This is a genomic window from Pseudomonas sp. 91RF (assembly GCF_003576265.1).
Classification (GTDB): Bacteria; Pseudomonadota; Gammaproteobacteria; order Pseudomonadales; family Pseudomonadaceae; genus Aquipseudomonas; species Aquipseudomonas kribbensis.
Window position 1 is genome coordinate 44,573 of record NZ_QWFC01000029.1, and the last position, 14,056, is coordinate 58,628.

General features: G+C 54.7%; 10 protein-coding genes. 1 reads left to right on the forward strand and 9 read right to left on the reverse strand.

Features of this window, described 5'->3' with window-relative positions:
• Positions 1–7 precede the first annotated feature (7 nt).
• Positions 8–703 carry a hypothetical protein gene (locus tag DXT77_RS14765; RefSeq protein ID WP_119428145.1) on the forward strand — a complete coding sequence of 232 codons (696 nt, stop codon included), beginning with the start codon at positions 8–10 and terminating at the stop codon, positions 701–703.
• A gap of 985 nt (positions 704–1,688) precedes the next feature.
• On the opposite strand, the gene DXT77_RS14775 is transcribed toward DXT77_RS14765, so the two are convergent.
• From DXT77_RS14775 to DXT77_RS14820, 9 genes are all read right to left on the reverse strand, one after another.
• Entirely contained in the window at positions 1,689–2,510 is an 822-nt protein-coding gene (locus DXT77_RS14775; RefSeq protein ID WP_147407003.1) for a hypothetical protein, read from the reverse strand.
• Between the two features lie 80 nt (positions 2,511–2,590).
• The gene (locus tag DXT77_RS14780) at positions 2,591–4,696 is read right to left on the reverse strand and encodes an AAA family ATPase (RefSeq protein WP_158593093.1); all 2,106 of its coding nucleotides are present in this window, start codon (positions 4,694–4,696) and stop codon (positions 2,591–2,593) included.
• A gap of 166 nt (positions 4,697–4,862) precedes the next feature.
• A complete protein-coding gene (locus DXT77_RS14785) occupies positions 4,863–6,230 on the reverse strand; it encodes an AAA family ATPase (RefSeq protein ID WP_158593094.1) in 1,368 nt (455 codons plus the stop codon).
• Positions 6,231–7,908: 1,678 nt separating this feature from the next.
• Entirely contained in the window at positions 7,909–8,424 is a 516-nt protein-coding gene (locus DXT77_RS14795) for a cupin domain-containing protein (RefSeq protein WP_119428150.1), read from the reverse strand.
• Between the two features lie 118 nt (positions 8,425–8,542).
• A complete protein-coding gene (locus DXT77_RS14800) occupies positions 8,543–10,153 on the reverse strand; it encodes a gamma-glutamyltransferase family protein (protein ID WP_119428151.1) in 1,611 nt (536 codons plus the stop codon).
• A 148-nt stretch (positions 10,154–10,301) separates the two neighbouring features.
• Positions 10,302–11,081, reverse strand: coding sequence for an amino acid ABC transporter ATP-binding protein (locus DXT77_RS14805; RefSeq protein ID WP_119428152.1), 780 nt, complete (start codon positions 11,079–11,081; stop codon positions 10,302–10,304).
• A 2-nt stretch (positions 11,082–11,083) separates the two neighbouring features.
• Positions 11,084–11,860: an amino acid ABC transporter permease gene (locus DXT77_RS14810; protein ID WP_119428153.1), complete on the reverse strand. Its 777-nt coding sequence runs from the start codon at positions 11,858–11,860 to the stop codon at positions 11,084–11,086.
• Between the two features lie 11 nt (positions 11,861–11,871).
• A complete protein-coding gene (locus DXT77_RS14815; RefSeq protein ID WP_119428154.1) occupies positions 11,872–12,678 on the reverse strand; it encodes an ABC transporter substrate-binding protein in 807 nt (268 codons plus the stop codon).
• A 79-nt stretch (positions 12,679–12,757) separates the two neighbouring features.
• Positions 12,758–13,426, reverse strand: a complete 669-nt coding sequence (locus DXT77_RS14820; RefSeq protein WP_119428155.1) for a GntR family transcriptional regulator — start codon at positions 13,424–13,426, stop codon at positions 12,758–12,760.
• Positions 13,427–14,056 lie beyond the last annotated feature (630 nt).

The window sequence follows — 14,056 nt, forward strand, 5'->3', positions numbered from 1 at the left end:
AAACGACATGCGTGGTGAGTTGGCGTCTCGCTGGATGGCCCATCACCTTGCAGAACTTATGGATGTCGCTGAGAACGGGGAAGGGGAGGTTCGACAGACAGCAAAAATGCAAGCTGCGGAACTGATAATTAAGCTTTGGGCAAACCGCCGCTCTCTACCAGAATCGGTTGACCCAATGGGTGGTCAGATGGCGGCGATAGAATTGCTGACTGCAATGCAGCCTACGGCGAATCCTTGGGCACGGTTTCGACGCACTCATTCGAAAGATGATCTGCTTCATGAAATGTTTGGTGTGCTCACACAGATCGTCATGAGCGGACTCCTGTTGACCCGTCCCGTGGAGGTTCGATCCATCGAAGATGCTGAATGGGATGCGCTAACGGAAGATGAACGATTCCTGACTGACCAGTTGGGACGGTGGAAGAAACTGTTAGTCATCCCAGCTTTAGAAGACCTCGACTTAGAGGCCTTCTATTCAAAATTTATCGACGATGACGTAGACACTGAACTGGAAGAGCCAACAGGACCGTTAGCTGAGGAAGAGAAAGACGGGCCAGCTCCTAAGGACGAGCTGCGCGTGATCCTATCCAACCTCGAGACCTTTCAGTCAAAGCTTGCAGCACTCGTTGATCAGTGGCGTAATTCCCTGGATTCCGATGATACAGTTGAAGCGGATGATGTGGACGAATCTGAATTACGGTAAGGATAGATGACCTGAGCAAGGCGTTCTCCACAACTCAGCTCATCTCGATTCATAGGCTCTAGGCTCTGTACGAAAAGAGATGTCGCGAACAACTACAAGAGGGCTCCAATTTTAAAAAAAGCTGCCGCGCTCTTGATGTCGGAAGAGCATGAGCGCACGCGCTCAGTTCTTGCCGCCTTCCGCCTGTCGTGACCGGTAGAGAACGGCCAGAAGCGGACATCAGCTATACGTCTACCATTTACTGCCATAGGGCGAAACGTTGTAAGGCTTGTACTTCGTGGCTTGTACATTGAGGATTGCAGCCAAACCCCGGTAGTCAAAAGTAGTGGAGTCATTTGGCCATCCCGTATGATGGCCACCCCTTGTCGCTCGGTGCCGCTTCGCAATGTCTATCGCCCCGCTTGATCGGCTCATCTCTATATCATCAGGCCCTGACGAGTACGCAGGCGCCCAGCGTATAAGTGATCTGGACGTTCTGGCGGTGCTTTGCGTCATCCTGGAGCATGCATAAGGATGAAATCTTTGACGAACTACTTCAGCGCCCGGCTGAGCTGGGGATCGAACCGACCAATGCCCTGGAGAAACTGCCAGCTGTAGTTGAGCAGAGGGAGTGGTCAAGCGCGGTAAGTGCGGAGCTGGATGACAAGGACGCGGACATCACCGACCTTGATCCCCAAGTGAGAAACAGAAAGCGATTTCGATTTTAACAGCCTTGACGGGCCGCGTTGAGTAAGCCTGGGCGCGGCTCATTGGGCGGGATCGGAATGCAACATGGTGGTACCCAACGGGGCACCTTGCCCTGTCGGCGCATCATAGTCGCTGACGTGTGCAGTACCGGTGCCAAATCGCCTGGACGCGCATTAGCTGGTTGATATTGGCCACAGACTGCAGCACATCATTTTCCCGCTTTAAAGCCCGGACTGGAGGGACGAGCAAAGTTCCAGTTTTCAGCACGTCCTGCCAGGACCACATTTATAAGGTATGGCTATGGGGCGACCAGAGATCTAAGCTCAATTTCAAATGAGTCGATGAAGGCCTTGACCATGCTCGAGTACGGCATCTCAGGGGCTTGCATCCTGCGCATCTCGCCAATTCGCTTGAGCGCTCGCTCAACGGATTTCGGCGACCCGCCTGCTGCCATGTCTTCCTCCAGCTCCTCGACCGTTCTGCTGGCCTGATATCGTAGTTCTCGAAGGATCTTTGTGCGGCTTTGAACGAGCTTCAGCCGGTTCAATGCAAACGTGCTAATGCTCGCGAGAGCCCGGGTGCCTGACCACAGATCGTCGGTGTTTGCGAGCACAACGCTGTATGGTCCCTCATGAGACCACCTGAAGAAAGGCTCAGGGTCGTCAACCGTAGGGTCTATCAAATGAGGCCTTTCCGTGGAGAGAGACGAACCATATGTTGCTCTTACCCCGTCGATAGGAAACTGGTTCGCTTTACCATACGCGACCATGGCTGGCTTATATCGCAGAGCTAGAAATTGCTCTTCAGTCATGTGCTCAGTAGCCAGATGTTGGCGCCTGTTTTGATTGCACGGCGTACAGGAAGGGAGCAGATTTTCCCAGCTGTGCGCCAACCACCAATAGCCAGGGTGACTAGGATCCTCCGTTACGCCGCCCTTGGGTCTGAAATGCTCAACGTCCATATCATCTCCCACCTCGTCTTCGCAGTATGCACACTTGTCATGAAAGAGGATGCGGAGCGCTGAGGTAACGTCGAAAGCCTTGTACTGAACAAACACATACGAGGTGGGCCGCGGTATCGCTGTTGCATCGAAGGTTCGATAAAACGCGGCTGCAGCCATCTTCTCGTTTTCGACGGAGGCGCTGGGTACCGTTAATGAAGGGGGAGGGGCGACCACACTACGATCCACATACCTCATTATCAGACTTCGTCCTTGCTCAGGGCTTGTAGTACAGCCTCAACCGCTTCAGCCCGGAGTTGTGGCCTGAGATTCCCTCTCCGAGACTCACGACGTTCAAGGTATTGGATTAGAGCTTCCTGAATAATCTGTTCCGTTGAGGACTCGCCGATAGCCAGGCGGCCCACAAGATCCGACGTAGCCGCAGCAGGAACAAAGGTTGAATCCCCCCGTAGCGATGTTCTAGCTACATCTCCCGCGAGACTGGCTAGGCGAATTTCTGTTGAGGGATCTGTGGTGCTGGCCAGACCGAAATAGTCCGACGTCAGCAGTTGTTCGGCAGTCATCCCTTTCACACTGGGCAAGTCCGCTAGGGGGTGGATACGGCCTGCTTGATCTCTCTGCAGCACCATGACTTCCCCGTCATCCATCCCTCGCAGACATAACGGATCATGAGTGGTGACTATGAACTGCACCTTGGGAAATACTTTACGAAGCGAAGTCATGACCTGCATTTTCCATCTGGGATGCAAGTGCGTTTCGAGCTCGTCGATCAGGATCAACGCCTGCGCTTGCTCCAAGTTCTCAAAGTCGTCGATAAGCTCACGAATGATATCTACTGTCATCACAAACACAGATCGATATCCTTCACTCAGCGCATCAATTGGGGTGACGCGACCATTAGCTCTTACTGCGAGGTAATCTGGCTCGACAATAAGCTCGTCGTCATCGCCCAACGCGAGGACAATTCTGAGAGCCGATGCAATAGTATCGAAGCGGTCACCCGTCTGAGCTCGCAACCAGTCGCCGGGATATGGAATGGTTGCTAACGGGTTGAAGAGGGTGATAACACGTGCAGCGGCGCCAAAGCTCCGATTGCGTTTCTTAGGGTCGAAAAAACGTCGAGGCCCGTAGGCGAGGACCTTCAGCGCGGGCTTTGGAGATCCTTCTGGAGCCTCTAACTGGCTATTGTAGGCAAAGGCCGCTGAACGTTCACTTAGATGGAAACTGATACCAACCGACACGTCGGTATCGTCCAACTGGTCAAACCTTGTAAGTGCCGAGCTATGCATCAACGCAGGCAGATACTTCTTGAGCTTACGAGTCTCACCGGAACCGATTGCGGCCAATGCAATTGCTGCAAGAACACTAGATTTTCCGGTCGAATTTTCCCCCAAGATCATAAGCGCTGGTGTACCGGCCTTGTCAGATCGGCGTCCCGGCAAAGTGAACGACAAATCTTCAATCGCCTTGAAGTTAGAAATTCGCACAGTTGCGATTTCGCCGGCTTGGTGGTGCCATTCCCGTTCCTGAATGTACTCGACAACCGAGGTGGCAATGTCTTGGTAGGGCTCACTGTCAGCGCCCCCACGCTCAATCTCCTCTATCGAGGCGTTTAGCTTCTTAAACTCGTCATCCGTAGCCGCAAAATAGGCATCCATAAACCGCTGTACAAAAGCTTCCCCGTTTCCGAGCGACGGGCGCCCCCTAGGCCTCCAAGCTCCAGTTACCCTGCGAAGTACGCTCCGCACGGCGCCAACGTGCGGAGCGTATGAGTGAAGCTTGCTCTCTAGCTCGGATGTAGCCTTCATCCTCAATGCCATCAACACCCCTTGAATGCATCCTGCACGTGCTGCGACAAGCTCATCCCGATTCAGATCAAAAGTAAGGATGGTTTCATGACCCTTGCGGGTCAAGGGGCGGACATCTCCATCGCAGGTGAAGAATAGATGTTTGTCAGGATCTTCAGACGTGGGATCAACCAGCAGAGAACGTTCATTTCTAATGGTGTCTTCGTAGCTTGCCAAAAAATTGGTGGGGCTACCTTCGAGGGGAAATTTATTACTTTTCCTCGCTGCGCAAACATCACAGGAATAGAACAGGTTCCGCCATTCAAAAGCCAGCCACAGGTAATACTCGCGATGATCCTTAGCGAAGTTGTCGACGTAGCGTAATGGCCGCATATGCACGGTGCGCCCGGAGCCATCTAGTGATGATTCACAGAATGCACATTTGCCCTTGAACGTATCAGAAAGCACATGCAGAAATCGTCCGTCAAAGAACAGATCCTCGTTGAGGCTGTCCCGACGCTGCCTACGTTCGCTTTCATCTCTACGCAGGTATTCCAAGATCCTTCGGCGCTCCTCAAGCACTTGGGGTGAGCGGAGAAAGTGCGGGGTCATTCCTGGGCGCTTGATTCGTAGCATATGGTCGGACTCGGTGCGATTGGTTCCAGACTGGAGGGGGCAGGGCAGTGCCCCCCGCAAGTGCCGCAAAAGTGTGCCTCAGGTCGCACTAGTCATCCTTAAGGCCTACACCCAAGGGGACGCTCGACTGAAATCTCCGCCCATTACCCAAGGCCTTCGGCCGGGGGGTGATCAATTGTTTCGGTACCTTTGCCTCGTCCATCCAGAGACGCACACCATAGGTTTCCGCAAGTAGGCGCACGTAGCCACGAAGCATATTTTCAGTGAACTGGTACCAACCTGTACGGTTGTCATTCATTTTCTTCAATACTGAGCCGTGGCTAGGTTTGGTCAGCGTATTAAGCCGTTGACTAAATTTTTTTCGGTCAATCGGTACGAGATGAGCCTGCCCACCCTGATGATTCAGATCGCGGATGACCCGTTCATAGGATGCATAAATATCGTTGATGTTGCGGTGTAAGATCGAGGTGTCGGCCGCGGCCCAAATCGCGTGGTGAAAATCTTGACTATGGCGCAAGGTTGCCAAATCGTAAGGCTTGCGAATGTGCTCCTGCACAGATTCGACGGCCTTTTTCAGCGCTTCGTTGTAGTGATTAAAATTAGCAACCCGGCACGTCGTTTCGTCATCGTAGATCGCCCAAAGCAAATGCTCAGTGATGAGATGGACGTAGTAGGGAAAGCCATCGCTTATGCCAGCGACTCGATACTTTATTTCTTCGTCAAATTCGATCTCGAATGCTTCTAGAGCCTCCACAAGAATGTCCCAGCGCGAGTCCCACGAGATTGGCGATAGCTGGATGGGGAACAATTGACGAATGCTCGATTGATGCCCACCCAACACATCATCCAACGATCCCGCAATACCGCTGAAGATGATCGGGACATAGACGCCGGAATCACCCATTTTTTTCAGAAACTCAGCGAATTTGTAGCGCTCCTCTGGATCTTGGATCGAGTCAAATTCATCGATGACAATGATGGGGTTGTCCGAATGAATTTCACGGATGTCCGAGATGACGTTCAAAGCCTGCTCCATATTGCACACCTGTTGGAGCTCTGGCTTGGATACGGACTTGACGAGCAACTCGAAGTTAATGAATTTCAGGTTGATGCCGCCTTTAGCCTGAATTTCCTTGGCATCTAGGTCCTCTACCAGTCGGGCGGCAATGCTATGCATGATCTCGTAGAAGGTGCTGGCGCGCGTGCATCCGATCTGGATAATGCCTGAGTCTGAAGATTGATATTGAAATGCGGCGGTCTGGGCAAGGGACGATCTTCCGATTCCGCGATCACCATAGATGAACATGTGACGTCCTTTGGCAAACAAGGCGCGACGGATTTCGCCAAGCTCCTTGTGACGCCCCTTCAGCAGCTCAATAGAACTGATGGGCTCTGCCGGGCGTACGTGCGCATGAACAGTGGCGCCAAACTCTTCCTCTGAGTAACCTTCAATCATCACATTCCTCGTCACGGTCATCACAGCCGGGCCTATGCGCCCCAAGCTATTGTTTCGACATCATATCGAATTTCCGCACACGTAGCGCGCAAGGAGGTAGTGCTCGTTTGAAAGTCGAGAAGCAGGGTTCTCACGCGTAGGACTGGAGCTAGGGTGGCAACCTGAACCGGGCATTGGGTGAAGGATTCGACGCCCGCGAAGTGCCGCCCGTGATCGCTCAATTGCAAGCGTTGAACGAGAAAGAAGCGATCGCCCTGCTCACTGACGTTGGCTGCCAAGCGCCAGGAGCCCTGTTGTCTATCCTGCGCACATTGCGTTCGACGCCCTTCGTGTGGTCTCCGCTAGGATCGAAATTCCTAATGAGTGTGCAGTCCGAGCGATTGCCTTCGCTTAATGGCGACACTGAAATGGTCGCTCCAGGTTGCAGGCATTCCTTAACGACCTGGGCCTTTAACGGTTTGGGATAAGCCTGCAGGCGAGGCAGGTTAGGGGAGATCCACTTTAGCTGGGTTCATCCTTGCAGGACGCGTCCATCTTGCCAGGCACCCACCGTGGGTACATCCAGTTGGCGATAAACCAGTCCTGCTGAAGGCTACCGTCTTTGGCAAAAATGTCTTTTCCTTCTGCCCGCCTTCGAGCCACGCAGCCAAGCCAGGTAGATGAACGCTATCTGAAACGCTCAGCCAAACCGTGTCGCCAGGGGCGATTTTGAGGGGTGTATTCGAGTTGGGGTCGTCCGTAAATACGCACTGACCAAACACACCGGGACGACCAAGCGTAGCGGTGTCGCTTTTGACGATTTCGATTTTCGCCGACGTCAGATACACAGGGTCCTTCCCATAGTTTCTGAGTTGGAGCTGTACAAACACATCGTCTTGGCCTTCAGTATTGCCAGGGCTGACTCGGTAAGGCTTGAGCCTCGCTCGAACAACGCTCAACGAGCTGTTGTCATCTCTCCGTAGTTGGCTGATGAATGAGATTCAGTCTCAACCAGCTTTTCCTTGTCCACGTGCACAGTGCGGCGTCTTTCGCGGTCTGGGATGGGCTTACGCGCGGGATGTATCGGGTGACACACCAAGACAGGTACTGCTTCAGCAACCGCAGGTACTGGTCACGAGTACGCGGATCGATCTGCGGAAAAGGTGCTGTTTCAGCTTTGCCGATTCGTGCGACCAGGTTGTCGGCTTGACGGCCGCTTTGGAGCCAAATTGAGGTCACGGCTTTTGGCATAGCTATAGAAAGCCCGGATCGCGCGCAGATGTGCCGCCGCCGTATTGTAAGCCCGGTGCCTGAATCTGAGTTGGACGTAGATGAACGGAACGAGTACGGGCAACGGCTCCGCGTGGCCTGTGTGCACGAGCAGCGGAACACGCTGACCTGAAGAGAAACGGCACTGAATCAGTTTCATCGGCGGCCACCTCATCCAATGACTCGCCATGAACACGAAGGACATGGCCCGTTGAGAGAATGGATGCCAGAAGGAGATATGTCGAATTAGTGCCTTACGGGACTTATGAACATTTTCAACATAGCACATCGTTTAACATAATATACATTACACGTAACAAAATATTACAGAAACAGCCCCATTGCGCACACGATTTCAATCTCCACCATGGCTCTCCAAAGCACCTTGCCTTTGATGCGCGGTGATCTCTCTATTTGAAATGCGCTGCTTTCAACCCTCGTCACGCGTCAGTTTTTCAATAAGCGCTCTGTGCTGTGGATACTGCGCCGTGAGTTTGCGCCGATTTCCCATTTCCATATCCGCAAAATCAAACCCTGGCGAAACCGCTTCGCTGATCAAGCCGAATCCGTTCTCGCCATTGAGCAGTCTGGAGGCTTTCCAGATTCCGCCCGGTACGTGGAATTGCAGATGTTGTCCTGCCAGAATGTCGCTGCCCATCACCAACGTCTGCAACGAACCGTCAGCCTGAATCAGGCTGTACTCGATGGCGTCGCCCAGATGGAAATAATGCAGGATGTCTGACTGGTTGAAATGAAACTGGCCAACCGGTGATTCTTCGGTCAACAGATAGTAAATCGACGTCATCAGATAACGCGGTCCGTCCGTTGTTTCGAGCATGTCCCGGTGGTCGGCCTGATAGGTTCTGCGAAAGAATCCGCCTTCGACGTGAGGTTCAAGGTCCAGTGATGCGATCAGCTTTGGCGCGGTAATCGAGTGTGGATTCATGACCTGCTCCAACGATTTTCAATACAGCCTGTAATAACTCGACTAAACGGTCATTTAGTGTAGTTAACCTATAATGACCTCACGTTCGAAGATGTTCGCTGCACTTCTACTCTTGATCTCACCAAGCCGCAATATGCGAATCCGCCCTCGGCTCAGTCCCGCCACACAACACGCCACTGACCGGATCGCGAAGAATGATCTGCCCCCGGCCATAATCCGTCAAATCACAGGCAATCTGCACCTCATGCCCCCGACGCACCAACGCATTGGCCAGGTCCCTCGAAGCCCCTTGCTCAATCCCCACCTTCATTCCACCCAGCCATTGCCAGCGCGGAGCGTCCAGCGCTGACTGCGGATTCAATCCGAAATCCACCAGATTCATGACCATCTGCACATGCCCCTGAGGCTGCATGTACCCGCCCATCACACCAAACGGCCCTAGCGCCTGGCCATTCTTGGTCAGGAAGCCAGGAATAATCGTATGAAACGTCTTCTTGCCCGGCGCCAGGCAGTTGGCATGTTCCGGATCAAGACTGAATTCCTGCCCTCGATTCTGCAGTGCAATACCGCTGTCAGGCAGCACCACACCCGAGCCAAAGCCGTGATAATTGCTCTGGATGAACGACACCATGTTGCCTTGGCCATCGGCGGTCGCCAGATACACGGTACCGCTGGCATGAGGATCGCCAGGCTTGGGTGGCTGAGCTTTATCGCCGATCTGCACCCGACGCCGTGTGCTGTAGTCATCACTCAATAGATCGGCCACCGCGACGCGCATGTGCAGTGGATCGGTGATGTAGTGCAAACCATCGCTGTAGGCCAGCTTCATGGCCTCCAGCTGACGATGCCAGGTCTGTTGGCTGTCACGATGATCAAAGTCGAAACCCTCGAGAATCTTCAGCGCCATCAACGCAACCAGACCCTGGCCGCTTGGCGGGATTTCCCAGACATCCACACCACGATAGTTGACGTGGATGGGCTCCACCCACTGCGCACGGTAATGTTCCAGATCCGTAGCTCGCAGATACCCGCCAGTCGCCCGTGAATGAGCATCCAGCCGTTGGGCCAACGCGCCGCGATACAAACTCTCGCAGTGGCTCTGCGCCAGTTCTTCAAGTGTCCGCGCTTGTGCCGGATTGCGATACAACTCCCCTGCCCTCGGCGCCCGCCCCTCAATCAGGAACGTATCGAACCAGGCATCCAGCACTTCATCGCGATGGGGACTGAACTCGTCCAAAGCAATCTGCCATTGATGGGCAACCACGGGCGACAGCGGAAAACCATCCCGCGCGAGGCTGATCGCCGGTTGCAGCAAATCAGCAAACGGCAGCACCCCGAAACGTTCAGAAAGCTCGGCCCACGCCGATGGGCAACCGGGCACCGTCACCGGCGTCCAGCCATACAATGGCATTTGTTCATGACCGGCCGCCTTGACCGCTTCGATGCTCAAAGCTGCAGGCGCATGGCCGTTGGCATTGAGTCCATGCAACTGATCCTTGAACCAGACCAGAGCAAAAGCATCACCGCCAAGACCACATCCCGTAGGCTCGACCACGGTCAGCGCCGCAGCTGTGGCGATGGCGGCGTCGATCGCATTGCCACCCTTTTGCATAATTTCGATACCGGCCTGAGCGGCCAGCGGCTGGGACGCCGCCACCATGCCTCGACGGGCAAACACGCTTTGGCGTTGCGACGGATACGGATACTCGTGAGCAGAAAATTTCAGCATGGCAAAGACTCTTCAAAACAAGGTTTCGACAGAAATTGGCTGGAAGGCACCGCCACGTCATATCCCGAATGCCCGGAAAGCAGTACGGCATCGCAGCACAGGGCCGCAAACACGCTCGATAAACGCATCGTCAATATCCTTGTGGGTCTCACAGCACGCGGCTGAGAAAAGCTTGGGTACGGGGATGAGAGGGATGGCTGAAAATCTGTTCCGGTGGGCCCTGTTCGATCAGTTCACCTTGATCGAGTACCACCACACGGTCGGCGACCTCTCGGGCAAAACCCATTTCATGGGTGACCACCACCATCGTCATGCCCTCCTCCGCCAGTTCCTTCATCACCTGCAGGACCTCACCGACGGTTTCCGGGTCCAGCGCACTGGTGGGTTCGTCGAACAGCATCGCCTGGGGCTTCATGGCCAAAGCCCGGGCAATCGCCACCCGCTGCTGTTGGCCACCGGAAAGCATCGACGGGTAATGGTTGGCCTTCTCCGCCAATCCGACTCGCTTGAGCAGTGCCCGCGCCTGTTCCTCCGCCGCTTTGCGCGGCACACCCAACACCTGAATCGGTGCTTCGATGATGTTTTCCAGCGCGGTCATGTGCGGGAACAGATTGAAGCGCTGGAACACCATGCCGATGTCCCGCCGCTGACGGGCGATGTTGCGCTCCGAATCCCGCACCAGGCTGCCATCGGCCTTCGTGCGATAGCCCATGGACTGGCCGTTAACCCGGATCTGCCCGGACTGAATGTCTTCCAGCAAATTGATGCAGCGGATAAACGTGGTTTTACCGGAGCCTGAGGCGCCGATCAGCACCACCACTTCACCGCGTCGCACTTGCAGGGAAATCCCTTTGAGAATCTCGAGGTTGCCAAACGACTTGTGAATGTTCAGCGCTTCGATGATCAGTTCGTCACTCTGGTGCGCCATGATTAACGTCCCCTCAGCAGTTTCAGCGTGCTCCGACCGAACATCCGGCTGGATGCCGGCGGCGGCGACGAAGGTCGCTCCGACTGGCCGAAACGTGTTTCCAGCCAGCGCTGGAAGAAGCCCCACAGCGTCGTGAGCAACAGGAAATAGATCGCCACCACGAGGTACAACTCGAACACGCGGAAGGTCGCCGATGTGACCATTTGCGTGCTGAGCAGCAGCTCCTGCACACCGATCACACTGACCAGGGTGGTGTTTTTAAGCATCACGTTGAACTCGTTGCCCAGCGGCGGAACGATGACCCGAAATGCCTGTGGCAAGACAATCCGGCGCATCAGCTTGGCGAAGGTCATGCCCAGGGAACGCCCGGCCTCGTATTGCCCCTTGTCGACGGCGCCGATACCGGCGCGAATGATCTCGGCCATGTACGCGCCTTCGTTGAGCCCCAGGGCGATGATCGCAGCCTGGATATTGCCGGGGACCACCAACCCGAACAGCTCGATGTCTTCGAAGCGGAAAATCCCGCCCGCCGCCAGCGCCGTGTAGAGAAAGACGATCTGCACCAGCAACGGCGTCCCGCGCATCAGCCACACATAAAAGCGCACCGGCAGATGCAGCAACGGGTTCTTCGATAAACGCAGCAACGCCGCCGCCAATCCCAAAACGCAACCCAATAACATGGCCAGCACACTGATCAGGCACGTCAGCCAGAGCCCGGTGAGGTAGACCCCGCTGGGCTGCAACAGGTACTGCCAGAACACATCCCAATTGAAATTCATCAACGCCTACCTCAATCAAGGGTGTCGCTGGAGACGTGCCATTTATTCAGGAGCTGGTTGTAGCTGCCATCGCTGCGCATGTCGGAGACCACTTGCTGCACGGCTGCACTCAATTGCGGATCGTCCTTGCGAATGCCCAGTCCGGTGAGAATCCGGCTGAAGGCCGGAACGCCTTCCTCAAACAGATCCGGCGCCATGGCGGCGTAATATCCGGCGGTTTCCACTGTAGTGCCGTAAGCGTCGACCTGACTGATGCGCAGGGCCTGGAATGCATCGGTGTCGGTGTTGTAGACCACCAGTTTCATCGGTGGCTTGCCGGCCTTGGTCAGGCTTTCATTCTCGGTGTCGAGCAAGGTCTTGATGGTCGAACCGTTGAGCACCGCAATCTTGTGCCCGCTGAGATCGGGCAGCGTCTTGAGCCCTTTCGGATTGCCCTTCGGCACTACCACCGCCTGGCTGGAATACATGTAGTTGACGATGTCGATCACCTCGCGGCGCTCGGGCTTGTCGAACAACTGGTCGACGATCATGTCGCACTGCTTGGCCAGCAAGGCCGGCAGCAATCCGGAAAACGGAATCACCCGCCACTCGACCTCCTTGTCCCCGAGACGTTTGGCGACTTCCAGGCCCAGATCCACGGTCAGGCCCTTTGGCTTTTGCGCTTCATCGAAGGAAACCAGAGGCGGCGAATCCATGCCCGAGCAATAGGTGAGTTTGTCGACCTTGAGCAAACGCTCCGGCACGGTGGGTGCGGCAACCGCCCACTGCGTACAGAGCCCCAGGGAAATTGCAGCCAACAACAGGCGAGACGTATGCATGACCAGACACTCCAGTTCGGTTACTAACGGGGCAGTTCTCAAAGTCACAACATCGGCGGGTTCGTTGCCCGCTCTGTGGTTATCGTTCCGATTGCAGAAACTTGATCAGCTCGGGGACCGTGCCTTCGATGTGTTCGCGCACCACTGCTTCGGCCATGGCGGAATCACCGGCACGAATCGCATCGAGGATCACCACGTGTTCCTGGCGAGCACTCAACGGCTTTTCCACGTGCTGCAGCCAAAGACGCATCGGGGCCTCGATCAGCGCGTACAGCGCACTGATCTGTTTCACCAGACGCGGTCGTCCGCTGAGGCTGCACAGGTACTCATGGAACTTGCGATGACGACTGACCCAGGCCGCGCTCTCGTCGCGGTAGTCATCCATTTCATCGAGCAGCCGTTCCAGAGCCGTCAACTGACGCTCGCCGATCTTCGGCACCGCCACCCGAATCGCCAGCCCTTCCAACGCGCTGCGCATCTCAAAGACTTCGTGCATTTCCTCGACATTCAGGCCGCTGACAATCGCACCGCGATTGGGCCTGAGCGTCACCAGCCCCTGTGCATCGAGACGTCGAAAGGCTTCACGCACAGGCATCCGGCTCATGCCGATTTCACCGGCGATGTCCTCGGCGATCAGCCGGTCACCCTTGCGGTAACGACCGCCGCAGATGCCTTCCAGAAGAAAGTTGTAGGCCTCCTCCTCGGCGGTCATCGGTTTGCGCTGATCGTAAGCGGGAGCGAATTGCATGGCGGCACCTTTTGTCTTTTTGTATCCAATTATCCACGGATACATAAAAGCAGAATGCGTGCCAGAACCTGCAACAACGCGCCAAGCGTTTGATTCGAATGAATTATGGAGAAATTGCGCCGTGCACAACCATCAAAGTTGCCGGCAAGAAAATCGGGATGTGCTACCTCTTGGCTCATTGCGAGGTCCGGAAAGGTGCAGAACGGTAACGGTCTGCGGCATGGGCTTTAACGAATTGGTTTTCATCCGGATCTTTCTTTCAAGGTTAACTTGCAAGTTCAAAGGCCAACTAACCGAGTAATTCACTCAACTATCAAGAACACTTATAGCCAGCCGCAATAACTCAAATAACAAAATATAATGCCACTTAGCCACCATCTAAGTAGCTTGCTAACAAAACCAGTTGAAATTATTTCTCATCTGGCAATTTAAACATCATTTAAAACACTTCAACAAAAGCTCTCATCTTGTTGAATAATCTGAGAATACCTAAGGACAAGTCCCGACACCTCGCGACACTCTCACACCCACTAAACACCCGCTGAAAAACGCCATCACCCAATCGACTTGCAAAACCACAACAACCGTCTAGGTTCATGAATATCTTCGCAAGCGCTATCAATCGAATAA